Origin of the sequence: Kitasatospora sp. NPDC059722 (assembly GCF_042733235.1) — a bacterium.
GTDB lineage: Bacteria > Actinomycetota > Actinomycetes > Streptomycetales > Streptomycetaceae > Kitasatospora.
Genome location: NZ_JBHWGD010000026.1, coordinates 62,646 through 83,209, shown reverse-complemented (window position 1 = coordinate 83,209; position 20,564 = coordinate 62,646). Strand labels below are relative to the sequence as shown.

Genomic DNA, 20,564 nt, shown 5'->3' with positions numbered 1-20,564 from the left:
GCGCGTGCTGCGAGTCTACGAGGGCCTCGAACTCGCCGTGGGGCTGCGGCGGCTCCCCCTCGCCTCTCCTCCCCAGGCTCAGCTCGGCCGCGGCGGGGGGGGGGGGGGGGGGCGCCCCCGGGGCGGGGTCGTCGTACTGCGTCTTGATGATGCCGATGCCGATGACCACGCCGACCAGCGCCGCGGCGACCGTGGCGGCACCCGCGCGCAACAGGCGGCCGGAGGCCGGGCGGGGGCGCGGGGCGACGGGGGCCGGCTGCTCGGGCGTGAACGGCCCGGGCGCGAACCGCCCGGCGGCGGGCTGCTGTTCCGGGGCGAGTTGCTCGGCGGCGGGCTGCACGGGGGTGGTGTGCGGCTGCTCGGGGGTCTCGGCCCCGGTCACGGTGCTGTCGCTCATATCAGCCGCTCCCACTGCTGCTTGGCGAGGTCCTCCACGGCGTTCGACGTCACCGGCTTGGCACCGAAGATCTCGACCTCCATCACGACGGTGCCGCGCTGGGCCACGGCGTGGCCGTAGTAGTACGGATCCTTGCTGTCCGACCAGTAATTGGGCTGGTCGAACACCTTGTAACCGCCGTTGGCGCCCTTCTCGAAGGGCTGCGTGCGGAAGACGGTGGCGCGCGACTTCGCCTCGCCGGCGTGCTCGGGCGCGTACTGGATCAACGACACGCGGTACTTGACGTCGTCCTTCTGCCAGTCGACCTCCACCGCGCGCCGGAAGCCGCGCGAGTTCAGGTCCTTGAACTCGCGGACCGCGTCGCCGGTGTGCTCGGCGAGGTCGCCGGTCGACACCCAGGAGGGCTTGTCCGGGTTCTCGCCCCAGGGCTTGCTGCCCTCCGGCGCGGTGAGGAGGAGCTTGCGCAGGTCGCCGTCGATGGCGAGCGGCTGCGGCTGCTCGGCGGCGAAGGCGGTCGGGTCGACCGTCGCGGCCGGGTAGGACGGCAGTGCGACCTGCAGCGGCGGGAGCGGCGTCGGCGGGCGCTGCGCCTGGATGGCGTAGCCCACGCCGCCACCGCCGAGGACGCCGAGCACCAGGCCGCACACGGCCAGCAGCACCGGCCGGGGCCGGCGCGGGACGCGCGGCGCGGGCTCGGGACCGACGGCCAGGAGGTCGGGCGCGAAGGCACCGGGCGGCCCGGTCACGACGGCGTCGGGAGCGACGGCCTCGGGAGCGATGGCGTCGGACGCGGCGACGGGCTGCGGCGGCACCGGCGGGGCAGGCGGCGCGGCGGGGGCCGCGGGCTGCGGAGGAGCGTCGCCGGGCGACGGCTCCACGGGTTCGGTGGTCACGAAGTGGCTCCAGGAGAAGGAAGGACGACGGCGGGCGGGCGGCGGTACGGGCTCAGCCGCCGGAGGCGAGCCACTCGCGCTGCCGCTTCATCAGCTCGCTGAGCAGCGCCTTGTCCGGCGTCCCCTTCACCTCGACGTCGATCGTGTACTGGACGTCGCCCTGGCTGGAGATGCCGGTCATCGAGCCGGTGTAGGCCTGCTGCTTGGGCTTGTGGACGTAGCCGTGGGCGTTCGGGTCGCCGTCGATGTCGATCGGGTCCTGCGACTTGACGGTGTAGCCCTTGACGAACTCGGTCGCCATCGCGGTGGAGCCGAAGTGCAGGAGGGTGACGGTGACTTCGGCCTTGCCGTCGGCGGTGCGGTACATCCGGGTGGCGCCCTCCTTGTACCCGTACGAGCCGAGGATGCCCATGATCCCGTCCTGCTTGCCGAACAGTTCGGCGACGTCGTCGTCGCTCAGCTTCGCCCCGTCCACGGGCCCGTACGACTCGCCGCCGTCGGGGATCGGGAGCAGGAAGTAGCGCAGGTCGCCGTCGTGCTTGCCGCCGCTGACGGTGCCCTTGACGGTGCTGGCCGGCTTGGGCGTGGTCGGGACGGCGGTCGGCGTCGGGAGCGGCACGGCGGTGGGCGTCGGACTCGCGGAGGCCGTCCCGGACGCGGACGCGGCGGCCGTCGGTGCGGGTGCGGCGGCGGCCGGGCGGGCGTCCGGCTTGCCGACGGCGACGGTCACGGCGGCGCTGGTCGCCGTGACGGCGAGCAGCCCGGCGGTGGCGAGCGCGATGCCGACGGCGCGCGGCAGTCGGCGCGCGGGCGCCTCGGCGGGCGCCCCGACGACGGGCTCGGCCATCGGCTCGGCCGTCAGCTCGGCCATCGGTGCGGCCATCGGCTCGGCCGTCAGCTCGGCCATCGGTGCGGCCATCGGTGCGGCCATCGGCTCGGCCGTCAGCTCGGCCATCGGCGCGGCGGGCAACTCGGCACCGGGAACAGCGGGTTGAGCAGCTACCGGCTGCTCCGCGGGGTGCTCGTTTTCGGGCGCGGACAAGGAACTCCCCCAGGGAAACGTGGAATGTCGCGCGCGGGCCCCTCGCACACCGCCCCCCAGCGGCTCTCCGGACCGTCCGGCACGCGTCTCAGCAGGAAGTATGAGAGGCCGGTGAGAAATCCGCCAACAAAATCATCACCACGTTCCCTCCCAATTCCCGATGAATCGGGCACGCCGTGATCCAAACGCAATGGGCGGACCGGCGTCGACCGCCGATCCGCCCCGTTCGCCCTGCGCCACCCGCTACCGGCGCGGGCGGCCGCGCCTCAGGAAACCGCCTTCTCCCACATCTCGACGACCTTGCCGGAGGCGTCGAGCGTCACCTTGAAGACGTTGTTCTGGCAGGGGTAGACGCCCTTGTCGCTGCCCGGCGTCGCGATGCACTCGTTGACGTGCTTGGCGAGGGTCTCCGCGTTGGCGTCCATCGGCGGCTTCACCACCGACCGCAGCTGGGCCTTGAAGGCGGGCGCGAACTGCGCGGTCTTGTCGGGCCCGGTCGGTTCGAGGGCGACGTCGTCGACCCCGCAGGCGTCCTTGGTGTCCTTGTAGACCAGGGTGGTCCCGTTGGTGCCCTTCACCGGGACGATCCACTTCTGCCCGGCCGGCAGCGGGTCGTGGGTGCAGATGCCCTCCGGGCCTGCGTCGGTGGCGCCGGCGGACGGCTTGCCGGTGGGCTTGGCCTTCCCGGTCGGCGAGGCGGCGCCGGTGGCCGCACCGGTGGGCGCGGCGGCGGCGGGCGCACCGGTGGGCGCGGCGGCGGCGGTGCTGGAGCCGCCGCCGGCCTGGTCGGACGAGTTGTCCGGGCCGCAGGCGGCCAGGCCGAACGCGGCCGTGGCGACCAGGGCGGCGGAGAGCAGTTTCCTGGAAACGAGCATGACGACTAACCCCCGTGTGACGCATGATCAGGTTATCGGTGCGGCCGACAGACTAGCGCCTCCCACCGTCGCTCCACGCACACCCGCACCTGCACCCCCGCGCCCCTGGGCGCCCCCTGCGCCACCGGACACCGGCGCACGGGCGACGTAGGGTCGGACCCATGCGACTGAGCACCGTGATCCTCCCCATCCACCGGTGGGGCGAGGGGCAGAAGATCTGGCGGCGGGCCGAGGAGCTCGGTTTCCACGCCGCGTACACGTACGACCACCTCTCCTGGCGGTCGTTCCGGGACGAGCCGTGGTTCGGGTCCGTCCCGACCCTGACCGCGGCCGCGACGGCCACCGAGCGGCTGCGCCTCGGCACCCTCGTCACCTCGCCGAACTTCCGGCACCCGGTGACGCTGGCCAAGGAGCTGATCACGCTGGACGACGTGTCCGGCGGGCGGCTGACGCTCGGCATCGGCGCCGGCGGCGTCGGCTACGACGCGACGGCGATGGGCCAGGAGGCGTGGTCGCCGAAGGAGCGGGCGGACCGCTTCGGCGAGTTCCTGCCGCTGCTGGACAAGCTGCTGCGCGAGGACGCCACGACCGAGGCCGGCACGTACTACTCGGCGGTCGAGGCGCGGAACATCCCCGGCTGCGTGCAGACGCCGCGCGTCCCGTTCTACGTGGCCGCGACCGGCCCCCGCGGGCTGAGGCTGGCCGCCGAGCACGGGCAGGGCTGGGTCACGTACGGCGACCCGCGCGGGCCGGCGGACGTGCCGGTGGAGCAGGCGCCCGAGGTCATCGCGCGGCAGATCGCGAAGCTCACCACGGCCTGCGAGGCCGTCGGCCGGGACGTCGCGACGTTGGAGAAGGTGCTGCTCCAGGGCTCGACGGCGGAGAAGCCCCTGCAGTCGCTGGGCGCCTTCGTCGACTGGGCGGGCACCTACCGCGAGCTGGGCATCACCGAGCTGGTGATCCACTGGCCGGTGCCGGGCTCGATCTTCGAGAACGACCTCGCCGTCTTCGAGGAGATCGCCGCCGAGGGCCTCGCCCAGCTCGGCGAGGGCTAGCGGCTCAGGGGACCGACGGCCGGATCACGGGTGCGGACGGGTGCGCTGGGCGGGGAGCTTCGGCTCCGGCCCGGCGGGCCCGTCCGAGGCTCCCCGGCGGGCGATCTCGGCGAGGGCGTGGAACAGCACGTCGCCGAGGAGGACGGGCTCGCGCGGGGCGGCGCGGGCCGCGGGAGGGGCGGTCGGGAGCGTCTCGTCCCGGAGCTGGCGAGTGGGCATGGCTCTTCCTGCCGACGGGGAGGCGGTCTGCTCGGCCATGCGGGTCCTGCCCGGAGGGCGGAAGCCGGACACCCCCGCCCCGGGCGAATCGGCCGGAAACGGCGCTTCCGGGGCCGAAAGAAGGCCGACCGGGGTCGGAGGACGGGTGGCGGTCCCGCCGATGACCGGTACCCCGCCGATGGGCGAAGATGGACCGGTGACCGAACCCCGCGCCCCCCGCCTGATCGCCACCGACCTGGACGGCACCCTGCTGTGCAGCGGCGGCACCGTCACCGACCGCACCGCCGCCGCCCTCGCCGCGGCCGAGGCGGCCGGGGTGCGGGTGGTGTTCGTGACCGGGCGCCCGCCGCGCTGGATGCAGCAGGTCAGCCCGCACATCGGCGGGCACGGGGTGGCGATCTGCTCCAACGGCGGCGCGGTCGTCGACGTGCGGCGCGGCGAGCTGCTGGAGTCCTTCCCGCTGCCGGAGGAGACCGCGCTGGCCGTGGTCGAGATCCTGCGCGCCAAGCTGCCCGGCACGTCCTTCGCCTTCGAGTACCCGGCCGGGTTCGCCCGCGAGCCCGGGTACGAGGTGCCGATGTGGGGCGAGGACGTGGACCACCCGATCGGCCCGGCCGAGCTGCTGCTGGGGCCGGACGGGCCGGTGCGCGGCCTGTTCAAGCTGCTGGCCAAGCACCCGGACCTCGACCCGGACAAGCTGCTGGGCGAGGCCCGCGAGGCCGCCGGGCACCTGGCCGAGATCACCCGCTCCGCGCCGATCCCGCTGCTGGAGATCAGCGCGCCCGGCGTCACCAAGGCCAGCACGCTGGCCCGCTGGTGCGCCGGGCACGGCATCGACCGCACCGAGGTGGTCGCCTTCGGCGACATGCCGAACGACCTGGAGATGCTGGACTGGGCCGGCACCGCGTACGCCGTCGCCAACGCGCACCCGCAGGTGCTGGCGGCGGTGGCGCTGCACACCGTGAGCAACGAGCAGGACGGCGTCGCGGCGGTGCTGGAGCGGATCCTCGGGCTCCCTCAGCCGAAGCGGCCGTTGACGTAGTCCGAGGTGCGCCGGTCGCGCGGGCTGCCGAAGACCTGCTCGGTCGGCCCGGCCTCGACGATCCGGCCCGGGGTGTCGTGGGTGGCCAGGAAGAACGCGCAGGTCTGCGAGACCCGCTGGGCCTGCTGCATGTTGTGGGTGACGATCACGATGGTGAGCCGCCCGCGCAGTTCGGCGATGGTCTCCTCGACCCGCCGGGTGGAGGTCGGGTCGAGCGCCGAGCACGGCTCGTCCATCAGCAGGATGTCCGGCGAGACGGCCAACGACCGTGCGATGCACAGGCGTTGCTGCTGACCGCCGGAGAGCGCGCCGCCGGGCGTGTGCAGCCGGGTGGCCACCTCGTCCCAGAGCCCGGCCCGGCGCAGGCTGGTCTCCACGAGGTGCCGGCGCTCCTCCTTGGACACCTTGATCCCGGCCAGCTTGAGCCCGCTCGCGACGTTGTCCTGGACGGACATCGCCGGGAACGGGTTGGGCCGCTGGAACACCATGCCGATCCGGCGGCGCACCTCGGCCGGGCGTCGGTCGAGGTGGTAGACGTCCTCGCCGTCCAGCAGGACCTCGCCGGCCAGCGCGGCGCCGCGCACCATCTCGTGCATCCGGTTGAGGATCCGCAGGTAGGTGGACTTGCCGCAGCCCGACGGGCCGATCAGCGCGGTGACCTCGCCGGCCGGCATCGCCAGCGAGACCCGCTCCAGCACCTTGCGCGAGCCGAACCAGGCGGAGACGTCCCGGGTCTCCAGGGCGGCGAGCGCCCCGCCGCCGGCCCCGGTGCCGTACCGCGGCACCGGCTGGACGGGCGGCAGGGTGAGCGTGTCGGCGGCCGGGTCCGCCGCCGGGTGCGGCGCCGGGTGCGGCGCGTCGGCCGGCCGGGCCGGGGTCGGCGGGTGGTCGGTCATCGGTGCATCCGTCATCGGTACGGTCCTCCGGGCGCGCGTCAGTAGAGGTTGGGCAGCAGGGCGGCGGCGTTCTCGTAGACCGCCCAGAGCGCCGCGCCGACCACCGGTGCGAGGCTCAGGTAGGCGGTCGAGCGGCGCCAGTACCGGGCCAGCAGCAGGGCGGCGACCACCGCGCCGAGCAGGCCGAGCGACCACAGCTGCAGCGTGGCCAGCGCGCCCTTGTCCGCGGCCAGCGCCTTGTCGTACGGGACGGTGGCGGGCCGGCCGCCCGGGTTCTGCTGGGGGTCGCCGTCCAGCCGGGCGCCGATCATCACGGTGGAGCCGGGGATCCAGTCGGAGTCCCCGGTGACCAGGACGAGCCGGTCGCGGGCCGGGTCGGTGATCGGGGCGTCGCCGTCGCCGTACGCGTTGACGGTGTAGCTGGCCGTGCCCTGCCCGGTGGTCGTCTCGATCCGGTCGCCGACCCGCAGCTTGGACAGTTCGGCGAACGGCGCCCCGAAGGTGGCCCCGCGGCCGAAGACCACCGCCACCCCGCTCTGGCCGGGCAGCGCGGTGTCCCGCCGGTGGCCGGGCCCGCGCATGAGGTCCCGGCCGGTGGTGCCCTCGACGACGACGGCCTGGTGCAGGCCGATCGCCGGGATGTCCAGCAGCGCCACCGGTTCGCCGTCCGGCGCGGAGCCGGTCGGGGCGACCGCGCGGGCGAGCTGGTCCCGGAAGGTCTTGTGCGCGGTGGACTGGTAGTGCCGCTCCTGGATGTCCGAGAGCGTGAACAGGAAGCCGACGAAGCCCAGGACCAGCGCGGCCAGCAGGCTGACCGCCCAGGCCGCCTGGAGGAACCATCGCCGCCCCGGCGTCACCGCGGGCCGCCCGGCCGGACCGGCCGGCTCCGGAACGCCAGGGGCGGGGGCGGCCGGCTTCTCCAGCACGGGGGCCGTCACGACGCGCCGCCCGACGTGCGGCGGCGCAGCAGCCGGCGGCCGAGCAGCGGCGGGACGAGGACGACGGCGATCAGCTCGATCGCGGTGAGCGTGCTGAGCATCCAGTCGTCCGGCTTTCCGGCCACGTCGACCACGTTCGCCGCGACCTCCCCGGCACCGCCGCGGCCGCGGGCCACCACCTGGCCGGTCTGCGGGTCGACGACGTCGTCGACGGGCTGGTCGCCGGGGGTGCCGGCGGCCGCGTTCGGGTCGGCGGCCGCCCCCTGCGCGTTCGGGTCGCCGGTGCCGCCGGCCGCCGCCGCACCGCCGGCGCCGCCCGCGGTGCCACCACCGCCCGTGCCCTTGTTTCCGGCCTTGCCGGTGCCGCCGCCGCTGCCCGTACCGCCGGTGCCGCCGGCCGCGCCGCCGCCGCTGCCGCCCGGGCCGCTGCCCGGGCCCGAACCGCTGCTGACCGCCTGGCCGTTCTGCACGGTGCAGTCGAGCGCCTGGCCCTGCTTGTCGCAGGGGCTGGGCATCGGGGCGTTCTTGAGGAGCGTCAGCTCGCCGGCCTGGTTGATGGTCGGGTTGGCGCAGCCCGCCAGGCTGTCCGCGTTGACCTTGCTGGCGTTGCCCGGGATGTGCTTGCTCTGCTTCAGCCCGCCCTTGACCAGGCCGTACGGGATCGGCGAGTAGCCGAGCTGATCGGCTTCGCCCTGTCCCTCGCACAGCACGTAGTCGAGGAACCGGCTGAGGGCGGCGCCCTTGTCGTCGTTGAACCGGGGCAGCGGCTTGAGGAAGTCGGAGCGCGGCACGATCAGGTAGCTGTAGCTGGAGATCGGGTACGCGCGCGGGTCGTCCATGGTGTAGACGCCGTCGAGGTTCTGCTGGAGGTAATTGGGGTCGGACTCCGGGGTGTCGTCGTCGACACCCCGGATCTTCGCCGCGGTGAGCGACACCGCCACGTTGGAGGCGGTCGGCAGCGAGAAGTAGCCGGCCTTGTTGAGCACCTTCACCACGGGCCAGTTGGCCTTCTTGGCGAACGCGTACTCGTCGTAGCCGATGGTGCCCTGGTTGGTGGGCGCCATGATGTAGCTGGCGACGGTGTCGGAGCTGCTCTGCGCGACCATCGGGCTGGACGCCGGGAAGAACTCGGTGTACTCACCGCAGCTGACGGAGTTGACCGCCTTGCAGTAGTCGTCCCACTGGGCGCCGTAGGTGTGCGACATCCAGCGGGTGAACTGCGCGGTGGCGCCCGAGCCGTCGGAGCGGACGACCGGGAAGATCTTCAGGCTGGGCAGTTGCCTGCCGTAGTCCTGGGTGATCTTCGGATCGTTCCAGTTGGTGATCTTGTTGGTGAAGATGTCCACGATGGTCTGCGGGGAGAGCCGCAGGTCACGGACCTGCTTCCCGCTGATCTGCAGGTTGTACATGAAGGTGGTGCCGCCCGCGGTGATCGGCACGTACGAGTAGCCGTACGTCGGTTGTTCGGCGCCACCGCCGCCGCCGCGCCGGCCCGCCTCGTTCAGGCCGGTGTCCTCCTTGGAGCGGAACGGCACGTCCGAGGCGGTGAAGTCGGTCTGGTTGTTGCGCCACGAGGCGCGGCCGTTCGCCGAGCCGGTCGCGGCGAAGTCGATGCCGATGCCCTGCGTCCGGACGTCCTGGCGCCACTGGTCCAGGGCCGGTGCGGCCCAGCTGGAACCCTCGCCGCTCAGCACCACGCCCGCGTGCGCCGGAGTGCTGCGCGCCAGCATGGTCCCCGAGGCGAGCAGGAGGGACAGCAGTACGGCCACCGTGCGGGCCACGGGGCGCCTTGCGGCCTCCCACGACATGAGAACTCCTCTGGTACTGCGGTTGGTTGAGTGCGACATCAGCGACTCCTCGGCACGGCGACGACCGGACGGGAGACGGCGGCCAGCGCGGCGGCCTCGGCGCGGCGCGCGTCCCGGCTGATCCGGCGCTTCTGGGCCCCGGTCAGCTGACCGGGCCGGCGGCCACCGAGCAGACGCGCGGTGACGAACAGGACCAGCACCACGCCCATCAGGGTCAGACCGGCGGCGAAGCCCCGCGCGATCATGGGGTCGTAGGGCTGTTTGACGTAGTTCCAGATGTACAGCGGCAGCGACACCTGGTGCCCTTCGAACGGGTTGCCGTTGAACTGTGCGGTGAAGCCGGCGGTCAGCAGCACCGGCGAGGTCTCACCGACGCCGCGCGCCATCCCGAGCACGACGGCCGTCACCAGTCCTGGGCGGGCGGTGGGCAGCACGACGTTCCACACCGTCCGCCACTGGCTGCCGCCGAGCGCGTACGAGGCCTCGCGCAGGGTGCCCGGCACCAGCCGGATGACCACTTCGGCGGCCCGGGTGACGATCGGCATCATCATCACGGTCAGCGCCAGGGAGGCGGCGAAGCCACTCTTCTCGAACCCGAAGGTGAGGATCACGACGCCGAAGACGAACAGGCCGGCGACGATCGACGGCAGCGCCGTCATCGCCTCGACCAGCGTCCGTACGGGCCGGGCCATCCGGCCGCCGACCTCGGACATGAAGACGGCCGCGCCGATCCCCAGCGGCACCGCGAACAACGTCGCCAGGCCCAGCTGTTCGAGCGATCCGACGATCGCGTTGAGCGCACCGCCGGAGGTGATCGGGCTGAGCGGGCCGGTGCTCTCCATCGACTCGGTGAAGAAGTTGAGGTGCTGCGCCGCGTCCATCCCACGGCTCGTCACGTAGCCGATCTGGTCGGCGATCAGTCCGACGATGAGCAGCCCGGCGCTCCAGGCGACCACCGCCACCAAGCGGTCGCGCACCATCATCGGACCCCACTGGAGACGGCCGAGCGCGTAGTAGCCGGCCAGGAAGAGCACGTACCAGCAGATCAGGAAGCCGAGCACGCCGCTGAACGGCAGGACCCGCTCGTACAGCATCCAGTCCAGGCCCAGCGAGCCGGCCGACGCGCCGGCCAGGGTGAAGACGTCGTCCCGGGTGATGCCGCCGAGCTTCACCCGCTTCTCGGGTCGCGGCCGTCCGTCGGGCGCGGGAGCGGCTGCGGGCCCGGACGCCGCGACCGGCGGCAGGTCGAGCGTGGTCATCGGATCGTCCCTTCGGGGTTCGTCATGGTCAGTCCGCCGTCGCGGAGCCGGAACGGGACCGGTTGATCACGAAGCCGGCCGCCACGTTGACCAGCAGGGTGAGCGCGAACAGCACCAGACCGGCCGCCATCAGCGCGGAGAGCGACAGCGAGTCCGACTCGCCGAACCGCAGTGCGATCAGCGCCGGGATCGAGTTGGCGCCGTTCTCCAGGACGTGCGTGATGGTCTGGAAGCTCGGCGAGATGATCAGCGCGACGGCGATCGTCTCGCCCATCGCGCGGCCGAAGCCCAGCATCACCGCGCCGATCACACCGCCGCGTCCGAACGGCAGCACCACGGTCCGGACCATCCCCCAGCGCGTCGAGCCCAGCGCGTAGGCGCCCTCCCGCTCGCCCTGCGGTGCCTGGGAGAACACCTCGCGGGAGAGCGAGGTGACGATCGGAATGATCATCAGCGACACCACCACGCCCGCGATGAAGGTCGAGGAGGTGTAGGACGGTCCGACGTCGCCGGTGCGCACCTTCAGGAACGGGAGCACGTCACCGAGGTGGTTGGCCATCCAGCGCACCAGGCCGAGGATGCGCGGCTGGAGGAAGAACAGCCCCCAGAGGCCGTAGACGATGCTGGGGATGGCCGCCATCAGGTCGACCAGGGTGATCAGCAGTGCGCGCAGCCGCAGGGGCGCGTACTCGGAGATGAAGATCGCGGTGCCGAGCGCCACCGGGACGGCGATCGTCAGCGCGATGACGGCGATCAGCAGACCGTCCGGGAGCACCGCCGCGATGCCGAAGCTGTGCGCGCCGGTCTGCCACTTCCGCTCGGTCAGGAAGGACCAGCCGACGATGCGCAGCGCGTCGGCGCCGCGCAGCACGAGGAAGAAGGCGATCAGCCCCATGATCGCGAAGACCGAGAGCCCGGCGAGCCGCAGCACGCCGCGGAACACCCGGTCGCCGGCGGTCGCGGGGGCGGTGATGATGCGCGGGACGTCCTCGTCCGGCCCGCGGTCGGGCTGGCCCGGTGCCCCGGCGTACGGTGCCGCGGGCTCGGCGGCGGCTGTCATGGTCTGCTCTCCGTGCTCGGGGGCGGCTGCGGGGGAACGGCTGTGTGGGGACGGCTGCATGGAACGGCTGTGGGGGAACGGGCAGGGAGCGTGCGCCCGCCGGAAGGGGCTCGGCGGGGCCGGGACGGCGGCCCCGCCGAGTCGTTCGCCGCGTCGGCGTCAGGGCCTGCGGCGCAGCCGCGACCAGCCCCGGCGCACTGCGGCCACCGCCTTGTCGCCGGCCGGGGTGCCGCCGAGGAGCAGCGCGGCCGGCCCGCCGACCACCAGCACCAGGCCGGCGATCAGGGCGACGGGCAGCAGCAGCCGCGCCAGGCCCGATCGGTCGGCCAGCGGGGTGCCGGCCGCCACCGGGGCGGCGGACAGCGGGCCCTTGGCGGTCGGCGTCCCAGTGGGCTTGGCACCCGCGGCCGGCGGTGCCGCGGCAGCGGGCGCACCGGCGCCCGTACCGGCCGCGGTGGACCCGTCGGTGGCGGTGCCGTTCCGGCCGGAGCCCGTCCCGGTGCCGTCGGGGGCGGTGCCGCCCGCCGAGCCGTTGTCGCTCACCGGGGTGGAGCCTCCGCTGCCGCCCGCCGGGGCGGAGGTGGCGCCGCCCCCGGAGGTGCCGCCCGCGCCGGCCGGCGGGTTCGGCGGGGCGGCCTGGTTCCCGGGCAGCTTGCCGTCCTGCGCGGCCACGTGCGCGGCCGCGTCCTGGGCCTGGGCGCGCTGGGCGGCGGTCAGGGCGAGGAAGCCCGGGGCGAGCTGGCCGGGCTCGATGCCGTACACCTGGCCGCCGTTGGTGACCGACTTGAGGAAGTTCGCGATCGCACCGGCCTTGGCCTCCGGCACGCCGCTCGTCGGGACCATCGCGTACTGCACGGTGGTCAGCGGGTAGGCCTTCTGGTCCCGCGAGTACGCGGTGTCCGCGGCGCCGTAGGGCAGCTGCTGCACGCCGGTGGCGGCATCGACCGTCATGCCGGCGACGGCGGCCTGGAAGCCGGACCGCTCGGGGGCGACGAAGGCGCCCGCCGGGTTGAGCAGGGCCGCCTCGGGCATCGAGAACGCCTTGGCCTGGCCTGCGTCCATGATGGCGAGCAGGGCCCGTTCACCCGGGGCCTGGACGGGGCAGTCCAGGTGCCGGCCGTCCGATTCGGAGTTCGGCTGCTGGCAGGTCGGCTTGCCCTCCAGGATGTTGCGGGCCACCCGGCTCAGGCCGAGCAGGGAGGGGTTCCACTCGTACTGCTTCCAGTGGGCGAGGTCCACGGTGGTGGTCGACACGCCCGGGCCGGTGAAGTCCTGCGGCTGGAAGGCCTCGACGGGGTACCCGGGGAACTGCGGCCGCAGGTAGAAGGTGTCGATCCGCATGCCCCACGGATCGGGCTCGCCGTCGAGGAAACGGGCCGCCTCGGGGTCGCTCGCGATCCACGCGGTCACCTGGTAGGTGAGGTCGGTGGTACCGCCGGCGACGGACGGGAAGACGGTCAGGATCCCGCCGCAGCTGGTCGGCCAGTGGATTCCGTTCGCTTCCGTCTGCGGGTTCAGCTTGATGAACTCCGGGTCCGTGAACAGGCACGTCGGGTTGCCCGCCACCGACTTGATCGGATCGCCCGGCGAGTCGTAGGACTGGGTCAGGAGCTTGGCCAGCAGCCGGGCGTTCAGCCGCAGGTCGCGGATCTGGCGCCCGGTCGTCCTGTCGTCGATCGCGAACACCACGGAGATGCCGGTCGTGGTCAGGGGCGCGTAGACGTACGGCCGGGCCGGCGGCGACTGGTCCGGCCTGGCCGTGAGCGCGACGTCGGTGGTCCCGCCGAAGAACGCCGTCCGCGCCTGCGGTTCACCGCCGGCCGAGGCGTACTGGACGGTCAGCGGGGAGCTGCCGAGGCACAGACCGGACCGCCACTGCTGCATGGCGCGGTTCGCCATCTCCAGGCCCTGGGCCCGGAGGTCGGCGGCGGCCGCCGCGCAGTCGTCCGGGGTGGGGGCGAAGTGCAGGGGGACGACCACGTGATGGCCCCAGGCGCACTGCTCGCTGCTGCGGTTCCTGGTCTTCCAGTTCTCCATGCCGGGGCGCAGGGTGGAGTCCGTCGCGGCCTTGAAGATCTGCGAGCCGACGTCCATCCGGTGGTCTTCGCAGTCGGCCTGGCCCTTGCGGAGCTTGTAGTAGTCGATCGGGTCGCCGCCGTAGTTCGGCTCGACCACGAGGGAGCAGGGGTTCGCCGCGTCACACCCGAGTCCGACGCTCTGCTGCTTGTTCCAGACCTCGATGGAGGCCGCGCCGGAGCCGTCCTGGCCGGTCGCGGCGATCACCATGTTGGACCGGAGTTCGGGCGCTTCCAGACCCGAAGGACGCGCCTTCTGCTCGAAGCCGAGCGAAGCCTCCCCTCCGTAGAGCGTGCTTCCGTAGCAGTCCGTGATGAGGGGGTTCTCGCCCTTGCACTCGTAGATCCGCACCGCGTAGGCGATGTCCTCGGAATCCTTGATCGCCTTGATCACCGGCTTGCCGGTGACGGACCGGGTCGGCGTGAACCCGCTCCAGGAGACCTGTAGCACCTGGTTGGTCAGGTTCTCCGTCTGGGAGACCGTCACGCTCCCCTCGGGCCCGTACCCCTTCTTCTCCGGGATCCAGACCTTCGGTCCCTGCACCGTCTTCGCGGAGTCCGCCCGCGCCTCGGGCACCGCCCCCAGGCCCACCGGGACCACCGCGAGTGCCGCCACCACGGCCCAGACGAGCGCCAGGGCCGGCAGTCGCCGGCGCCACCACCCTCGGTCTCCCGGGTCGGGTTCGCGGATTCTCATGGCGGGGACCTCCGGTGGGTGCGAGCCGCCGGTGGGCGGCGCGGGGCGTCGATGGCGCTGGGCCGGATGGCTCCGGTGCGTACCATTCGGCCAGCCGGACATGGCCGGATCCGGTCGGCCAGATGTACGAGGCCACAACGCGACTCCCCCGTAACGGAGTTGGCCGCCCCCAAGGCGGGCGGGCCCGCGCCGGAGCGCGGACCCGCCGAGCTGCCCCGGTGGCGTCCACCGGGCCGAGACGTCAGCTGCCGGGCGTGTAGGTCACCGCGAGCGAACCGATCGACTGGCCGGCCGTGAAGAAGGTCGTGCCGAGGTTGGTGTCGAGGTACTGCGCGGCGGCCGCGTCCACCTTCAGACCGGTGGTGTCGAGCGTCTGGGCGGTGCCGTTGCGGCCGACCGAGACCCGGCCCGCCGGGTCCAGCAGGGCCACCGGGGCCGTCGCGCCGTCCGGCACGGCGAAGAACTTGCCCTTGTTGATCACGAGGTCGAGCTGCTTGAAGATCACGGTCTTGCCCGTGGCGATGTTGACGAACAGCAGGTCGCCGCCGAACTGGATGTCACCGTTGAACGCCGGGATGTTCGCGACGCCGCCCGAGACCGGGAGGGTCGTGGTGAGGCCGGTGGTGTCGGCGTAGGCCGGGGTCGCCGGCGGGAGCGGGACGATCACGATGCCGTTGGTCACCGCGCTCTGGAGGAACGTCAGGTCCGAGGTGATGACGGCCTGCCCGGTGGGCGGCGTGGTCGTGACGGTGGTGTCGGCCGCGGCGGCGCCGCTCAGGCCGGTCACGGCGAGGACGACGGCGGCACCGGTGGCGGCGAGCCGGACACGGGTTCTTGACATGGTGAACTCCTTGGGAGAGGTGGGTTCCACTGGTGCGGAGAGGAGCCGGTCAGGAGTGGATGACAGCGCCGCAGTCGAAGCCCTGCAGCGGCAGGAGGCCGAAGCTCTGCAGGTCGCCGGCCGCCGTCGGGCTGGTGCAGATCCAGCCGGTGGGGCCGAAGATGTTCTGCAGCGCGGTGGCGTGCGCGTCGGTCGCGGTCCAGTCGGCGTCCCGGACGACGTTGTAGAGGATGTGGCTGTAGACGGTCCCGGCGAACGCGTCGCCGATCCTCCGGTTCGCCGTGTCGACGGGCGCGACACCGTCGATGCTGCGCAGGGTCAACGGGCCGGGAACGTCCGAGCCGCCGCCGCGGCCGTAGAGCACTTGCCAGATGTAGTGGCTGACCGAGTACGGGACGATCGCGTCGGGATCGCTCAGCGCCGGGTCGGATCCCTGGTTCTCCTGGGTGCCCTGGATGACGCAGCTGCCCGGGATGACCGGGCTGCCGCCACCGATGGTCTTCAGGAAGAAGGCCCTGACGTTGGAGTCGTACGCCGGGAGGAAGGGCTTGGCCATGGAGTCGGAGTACGCCGGGTCGATCTGATGCCAGTTGGTGACGTTGCAGGTGTAGAGGTCCCTGAGGTTCTGCGTCGTCAGGTTCGCCGGCACCCGGGAACCGCCCGCCACCGCGACCGCTTCCTTGGCGAAAGTCACGAAGTCGTCGCTCACCTGGTCGCCGCTCTGCGGGTCGCGGGCGGCGCCGGCGCAGTCGACGCCGCTGCCCGGCAAGTCGAGAGCTCTCAGTCCCCCGGTGGTGTTGCTCGGCCGGGTGATCGGGTTCGCTCCCGCCTTCGCCGTGATCGGCGACGGTCCCTGCGGGCCCCAGACGTACCAGCGTGGAGCGCCGGGGTCGGTCAGCGAGGCGTTGTAGTCGCCGCTGAGCTGGTTCAGCACGTCGGACGCGCCCTGCGGCGCCGTACACACGATGTCCTGGGCGCCCGGGATCACCCCGGGCGCTGGATCGGCGGCGGCCGGGGCGCTGACGCCCGCGGCGAGTGCCGCGACGACGGCCGCCGTGAACAGCGGAGCCGGAGTCCTGCGCATGGTCCCGTCCCTCTCATCAGGGGCGGCGGCCACGGGCGCGAAGCCCGTGGCCGCCGGATGGTGCGGGGTTGGTCAGGAGTGGATGGAGCTGCCGCAGTCGAAGCCCTGCAGCGGCAGGAAGCCGTAGCTCTGCAGGACGGTCGCACCGGCGCTGCTGCAGATGAAGCCGCCGTTGCCGAAGATGTTCTGCAGCGCGGTGGCGTGCGCGTCCGAGCCGGTCCACTCGGCGTCACGGATGACGTTGTAGACCACGCGCGCGTAGGAGGAGGCGGCGAAGGCGTCGCTGATCTTCTGGTTCGGGACGTCGACCGGCGCGGTGCCGTCGACCGAACGGATGGTCAGCGGGCCCTGGACGTCGGCGCCGCTGCCCTGGTTGAAGTAGACCTGGCCGATGTAGTGGGCCACGGAGTAGGGGACCACGGCGTCGAGGTCGGCGAGGGCCGGGTCGCTGCCCTGGTTCTCCTGGGTGCCCTGGATGACGCAGCTGCCCGGGGTGACCGAGGTGCCGCTGCCGATCGCCTTCAGGAAGAAGGCCCGGGTGCCGGAGTCCTTCTGCGGCAGGAACGGCTTGATGGTCGCGTTGGTCAGCGTGGGGTCGATCTGGGTCCAGTTGGTGACGTTGCAGGTGTAGATGTCCTTGAGGTTCTGCGTGGTCAGGTTCGCCGGGGCGTGGCCGTTGTTCGGGGCCGCCCAGGCCACCGCGTCCTTGGCCATCGCGACGAAGTCGTCGGTGGCCGGGTCGCCGGTCGAGCCGCTGACCGGGCCGCGCGAGGAGCGGGCGAAGTCGAGGGTCGTGCTGGTGTTGGCGTTCAGCGCGTTGATGCCGGCGCCGGAGCCGTTCGGGCGGGTGATCGTGCCGGCACCGGTCTTGGGGGTGATCGGCGAGGAGCCGATCGCGTCCCAGCTGTACAGCCGCGGCGCGTTCGGGTCCGTCAGCGTCGCGTTGTAGGCGGTGGAGAGCTGGTTCAGCACGGCCTGGGTGGTGTCCGAGCCGGCACCCACGATGTCCTGGGCGGCCGGGGTGACACCGGCGGCCGGGTCGGCCACCGCGGTGCCGCTGAAGACGGTGGCGACCGAGGTCGCCAGGGCGGCGGCGGTGAGCAGCTTGGCAGCGGTCTTACGCATGTTCCTCTTCCTCCGGTGGGAGAGACGTCCATCGCGTGAATCCCGCACTCCCGGGGGGAGTTCGGGGCCGGTGGCCGCCTCCGCTGCGGCCCGTCCGGCAGTGCAGATCCTGTCCGCCGGGGCGGTTGCGCCGGAAGGGTGGTCGAGACCGGCCCCGGAATGTCGATTCGTCGGTTCGGCGAGGTTTAGCGACTGGTCAGCCGGTCCGCAACAGTGCGGAAACAAGCAGCTCAGCGGGCCTGGACGTTCTTCTCCAGGTGGCGGCTCGGGGGGTTGCCGGATACCTGCGCTTCACCGGAACAGCACGGACGGACGGCGCGCTACAGCGACCAGATGCCGTCCGGCCCCGACCGCCGCACCTCCTGCCCCAGCCGGTGGAGTCCGGCCAGGAACCCGTCGATCCCCGCCTGGCACTGGTCGCGCCGCAGGTACCCGCGCGCGCTGCGCGCCACCGGAACGGAATCGGCCGCCCCCGGCCGGGTGGTGCGCACCGGCAGGTAGGCGGCCCAGACCCACTGGCGCCCCTCGGACTGTCCGACGGAGCACCGCAGCACCGCTCTCTCGATCAGCAGTTCTCTTACGGCGTCGGCGAGTTCGTCCTCGTTGCGGTACGTCCGGACGCCCACGCCGAGCGGCCGCCCGTTGGCCGCGCGCAGCGCCCAGCCGACGCAGCGGTCGGCCGCCGGCACGACGAGCAGCCGGGGACCGCGCCGCTCAGCGGCCATCGGTGCGTCTCAGCGACGCGGTCCGCCCCGGCAGTTCACGCCCAGGCAGTTCACGCCCAGGCAGTTCCCCTGTGGGCGGCTCACGCCCGGGCAACTCGCGCGCCGACAGCTCGCGCGCCGACAGCTCGCGCGCCGAAAACTCGCGCGCCGGCTGCTTGGTGAGCAGCACGACGAAGCGGCGGAACGCGTTCTGGCAGGTGGCGTACCGCTCGTAGGCCCGGCTGGAGCGCACCTCGGGGAGGCTGCGGGAGCCGGGGACGACCCAGATCCATCCGATGCCGTCCCGGACGTGGGTGATGCGCGCGGTGAGTTCGGCGGCGCCGGCGCGCAGCCCGTCGAAGCCGCGCTCGGCCTCGCCGACCGTCTCGAACGCGGCCGGGGTGATGGCGACCACCCGCCCGTTCGGCGCCTTGAGCTGCCAGCGGTAGCGCCCGTCCGGCGCCCGCTCGGTGCGGAACCCCCCTCGGCTCGCTGGTCCTGCTGCGGCGTGACCACGGCCCGACGCGTCCACTGCTCCCCCCGTCCGGTTCCCCTCCGAGACGGAGCAAAGCTATGTGTGCACACGGACACGCCGGAAGGGGCGGACGCCGACAACTTACGCCGTTGGTCGGGAAGTTCTCCCTTGTTCAGCTTTCACCAATCCACCACCGGGCCTCCCCCCGTCGTCCCCGAACCGTTCGTGTTCCGGGCCCGCTTCGACGCTCAGAGCCGGGACGTCCAGCAGACCCTCGTGCCCTTCCCGTACGGGCCGCCCTCGTGCCACGCGTCGCCACCGAGGGCCTCGGCGCGGCGGGTGAGGTTGAGCAGGCCGCTGCGCCGGCCGCCCGCGGGGATGCCGACGCCGTCGTCGGTGACGGTGAGCAGCACGCCGGGCCGGCCGCCGCGGTCGAGCGACTCCGGGTCGCCGCCGACCGGGTGCCCGGCGTCGTCGAGGTGGACGGTGGCGTCGATCTCCACGCCGACCCGGGAGGCCCGGGCGTGGCGGGCCGTGTTGGAGAGCATCTCCCGCAGTGCGGCCAGCAGTTGACGCCCGGTCTTGTCGCCGACGAGGCTCTCCACCGGCCCGACGAAGCTCACCGCGGGCTTGAAGCCGAGCGCCGCCGCGGCCTGGCTGGCCTCGCGCAGGACCCGGGTGCGCAGGGTGTCGGGGACGTCGCCGTGGTTGTCGTGCTGGAGCGCGTAGATGGTGGTGCGGACCTCCTGGATGGTGGCGTCGAGTTCGTCGACGGCCTTGCCGATGCCGACCTTCACCTCGGGCACGACGGAGCGGCGGGCGGCGCTCTCCAGGATCATCCCGGTGGCGAACAGCCGCTGGATCACCAGGTCGTGCAGGTCGCGGGCGATCCGGTCGCGGTCCTGGAAGACGGCGAGGCGCTGCTGGTCGCGCTGACCCTCGGCGAGCCGCAGGGCGAGCGCGGCCTGCGAGGCGAAGGTCTCGGCGAGCTGCTTCTCGCTGTCGGTGAAGGGCAGCGCGCCGCGCGCACGCCAGACGCAGAGCCCGCCGAGGACCCGGCCGGCGGCGACCATCGGGACGGCCATGGACGGGCCGAAGCTGCGGGCGAGCCGGATGACCACGGTCGGGTCGCTCGACATGTCGTCGAGGTACACGCTCTCGCCGGCGAGCAGCCGGGTGGCGAAGCTGTCCTTGGGCAGCAGCTCGCCGCGGACGAACTCGGCCGCCTCGCCGGACGCGTGGGCGACGCGCATCTGGGAGACGTCCTCGCCGTCGGCGGCGGTCGGCAGCAGGATCATGCCGAGCGAGGCGTCCGCCAGCTCCCGCACCTGCTCGGCGGCGACGGTCAGCGCGACCTCGGCCTCGTCGGTGGAGAGCAGCGCCGTGGTGACGGCGGCGGCGCCGGCGATCCAGCGCTCGCGGCGCCGGCCCTCCTCGTACAGGCGGGAGTTCTCGATGGCGACGCCGGCCGCGGCGGCGAGCGCGTTCACCACCTGCTCGTCCTCGGGGGTGAAGGCGCCGCCGCCCTTCTTCTCCGTCAGGTAGAGGTTGCCGAACACCTCGTCGCGGACCCGGATCGGCTCGCCGAGGAAGGTCTTCATCTGCGGGTGGTGCGGCGGGAACCCGGAGGAGCGCGGGTCGCTGCCGAGGTCGGCCAGGCGCAGCGGTTCGGGGCGGTCGATGAGCGCGCCGAGGATGCCGCGCCCGGCGGGCAGTTCGCCGATCTCGGCGGCGGTCGCGTCGTCGATGCCGACGTGGATGAAGTCGGCCAGGCCGTGCCCGCCGGGGGCGATCACGCCGAGGGCCGCGTACCGGGCGTCGACGAGTTCGGCGGCGCCGGTGGCGATGCGGTGCAGGGTGGCGTGCAGGTCGAGTCCGGCGCCGATGGAGACGACGGCCTCCAGCAGCCGCTGCATCCGGTCGGTGACGGCGGCGGCCGACTGGAGGCGTTCCGCGACCTCGGTGACCAGGGTGTCCAGGCCGAGCGAGGCGATCTCGGGCACCCGGTGGGGGGTGGGCTCCGGGGCGGCGGCGGGGAGGTCTGGCGTGGGGTCCATGAAGATGAGCCTAGTTTGTACG

At 73.1% G+C, this 20,564-nt stretch carries 19 protein-coding genes and 1 pseudogene; 3 read left to right on the top strand and 17 right to left on the bottom strand.

What is annotated here, in order from left to right; all coding sequences use genetic code 11:
* The 3 genes and pseudogenes from ACFV4F_RS18820 to ACFV4F_RS18810 all read right to left on the bottom strand — a co-directional run.
* Positions 1 to 397: pseudogene (locus tag ACFV4F_RS18820) on the bottom strand (hypothetical protein); the annotation flags it as partial.
* Entirely contained in the window at positions 394 to 1,290 is an 897-nt protein-coding gene (locus ACFV4F_RS18815) for a hypothetical protein (protein ID WP_380503773.1), read from the bottom strand. The gene ACFV4F_RS18815 and the pseudogene ACFV4F_RS18820, both read right to left, overlap by 4 nt.
* A 52-nt stretch (positions 1,291 to 1,342) precedes the next feature.
* Complete coding sequence (locus ACFV4F_RS18810) at positions 1,343 to 2,197, bottom strand: hypothetical protein (RefSeq protein ID WP_380503770.1); 855 nt, start codon at positions 2,195 to 2,197, stop codon at positions 1,343 to 1,345.
* Here ACFV4F_RS18810 and ACFV4F_RS18805 point away from each other — a divergent pair.
* Positions 2,164 to 2,436 carry a hypothetical protein gene (locus ACFV4F_RS18805; RefSeq protein ID WP_380503768.1) on the top strand — a complete coding sequence of 91 codons (273 nt, stop codon included), beginning with the start codon at positions 2,164 to 2,166 and terminating at the stop codon, positions 2,434 to 2,436. The two genes, ACFV4F_RS18810 and ACFV4F_RS18805, sit on opposite strands and share 34 nt — an antisense overlap.
* 162 nt (positions 2,437 to 2,598) lie before the next feature.
* Here ACFV4F_RS18805 and ACFV4F_RS18800 read toward each other — a convergent pair whose 3' ends face one another.
* Entirely contained in the window at positions 2,599 to 3,207 is a 609-nt protein-coding gene (locus ACFV4F_RS18800) for a hypothetical protein (protein ID WP_380503765.1), read from the bottom strand.
* 161 nt (positions 3,208 to 3,368) lie between these two features.
* On the opposite strand from ACFV4F_RS18800, the gene ACFV4F_RS18795 reads away from it, so the two are divergent.
* Entirely contained in the window at positions 3,369 to 4,262 is an 894-nt protein-coding gene (locus ACFV4F_RS18795; protein WP_380503762.1) for an LLM class flavin-dependent oxidoreductase, read from the top strand.
* A gap of 24 nt (positions 4,263 to 4,286) precedes the next feature.
* On the opposite strand, the gene ACFV4F_RS18790 is transcribed toward ACFV4F_RS18795, so the two are convergent.
* Positions 4,287 to 4,481 (bottom strand): hypothetical protein, encoded by a 195-nt coding sequence (locus tag ACFV4F_RS18790; protein WP_380503759.1) that lies wholly within the window; start codon positions 4,479 to 4,481, stop codon positions 4,287 to 4,289.
* A 160-nt stretch (positions 4,482 to 4,641) separates the two neighbouring features.
* Here ACFV4F_RS18790 and ACFV4F_RS18785 point away from each other — a divergent pair, with 160 nt between their 5' ends.
* Entirely contained in the window at positions 4,642 to 5,523 is an 882-nt protein-coding gene (locus ACFV4F_RS18785; RefSeq protein WP_380439616.1) for an HAD family hydrolase, read from the top strand.
* Here ACFV4F_RS18785 and ACFV4F_RS18780 read toward each other — a convergent pair.
* The 12 genes from ACFV4F_RS18780 to ACFV4F_RS18725 form a co-directional block, all read right to left on the bottom strand.
* Positions 5,499 to 6,434, bottom strand: coding sequence for a phosphate ABC transporter ATP-binding protein (locus ACFV4F_RS18780; RefSeq protein WP_380503756.1), 936 nt, complete (start codon positions 6,432 to 6,434; stop codon positions 5,499 to 5,501). The genes ACFV4F_RS18785 and ACFV4F_RS18780 overlap by 25 nt on opposite strands.
* A gap of 23 nt (positions 6,435 to 6,457) precedes the next feature.
* Positions 6,458 to 7,357, bottom strand: coding sequence for a sortase (locus ACFV4F_RS18775; RefSeq protein ID WP_380503753.1), 900 nt, complete (start codon positions 7,355 to 7,357; stop codon positions 6,458 to 6,460).
* Entirely contained in the window at positions 7,354 to 9,165 is a 1,812-nt protein-coding gene (locus ACFV4F_RS18770; RefSeq protein ID WP_380503750.1) for a substrate-binding domain-containing protein, read from the bottom strand. Before ACFV4F_RS18770 ends, ACFV4F_RS18775 begins: the two co-directional genes overlap by 4 nt.
* Before the next feature lie 38 nt (positions 9,166 to 9,203).
* Entirely contained in the window at positions 9,204 to 10,424 is a 1,221-nt protein-coding gene (gene pstA, locus ACFV4F_RS18765; RefSeq protein WP_380498823.1) for a phosphate ABC transporter permease PstA, read from the bottom strand.
* Positions 10,425 to 10,452: 28 nt separating this feature from the next.
* The gene (gene pstC / locus ACFV4F_RS18760) at positions 10,453 to 11,484 is read right to left on the bottom strand and encodes a phosphate ABC transporter permease subunit PstC (RefSeq protein WP_380498824.1); all 1,032 of its coding nucleotides are present in this window, start codon (positions 11,482 to 11,484) and stop codon (positions 10,453 to 10,455) included.
* Between the two features lie 159 nt (positions 11,485 to 11,643).
* Entirely contained in the window at positions 11,644 to 14,256 is a 2,613-nt protein-coding gene (locus ACFV4F_RS18755) for a hypothetical protein (protein WP_380503747.1), read from the bottom strand.
* A gap of 241 nt (positions 14,257 to 14,497) precedes the next feature.
* Positions 14,498 to 15,097, bottom strand: coding sequence for a hypothetical protein (locus tag ACFV4F_RS18750; RefSeq protein WP_380503744.1), 600 nt, complete (start codon positions 15,095 to 15,097; stop codon positions 14,498 to 14,500).
* A gap of 49 nt (positions 15,098 to 15,146) precedes the next feature.
* Positions 15,147 to 16,181, bottom strand: coding sequence for a hypothetical protein (locus ACFV4F_RS18745; protein WP_380503741.1), 1,035 nt, complete (start codon positions 16,179 to 16,181; stop codon positions 15,147 to 15,149).
* A gap of 72 nt (positions 16,182 to 16,253) precedes the next feature.
* On the bottom strand, positions 16,254 to 17,306 hold the full coding sequence (locus tag ACFV4F_RS18740; protein ID WP_380439633.1) for a PstS family phosphate ABC transporter substrate-binding protein: 1,053 nt from the start codon (positions 17,304 to 17,306) through the stop codon (positions 16,254 to 16,256).
* Between the two features lie 320 nt (positions 17,307 to 17,626).
* Entirely contained in the window at positions 17,627 to 18,031 is a 405-nt protein-coding gene (locus tag ACFV4F_RS18735) for a hypothetical protein (RefSeq protein WP_380439635.1), read from the bottom strand.
* Complete coding sequence (locus ACFV4F_RS18730; protein WP_380503738.1) at positions 18,021 to 18,542, bottom strand: hypothetical protein; 522 nt, start codon at positions 18,540 to 18,542, stop codon at positions 18,021 to 18,023. Before ACFV4F_RS18730 ends, ACFV4F_RS18735 begins: the two co-directional genes overlap by 11 nt.
* Positions 18,543 to 18,733: 191 nt before the next feature.
* Complete coding sequence (locus ACFV4F_RS18725) at positions 18,734 to 20,542, bottom strand: GAF domain-containing protein (RefSeq protein ID WP_380439639.1); 1,809 nt, start codon at positions 20,540 to 20,542, stop codon at positions 18,734 to 18,736.
* Between the last annotated feature and the right edge of the window lie 22 nt (positions 20,543 to 20,564).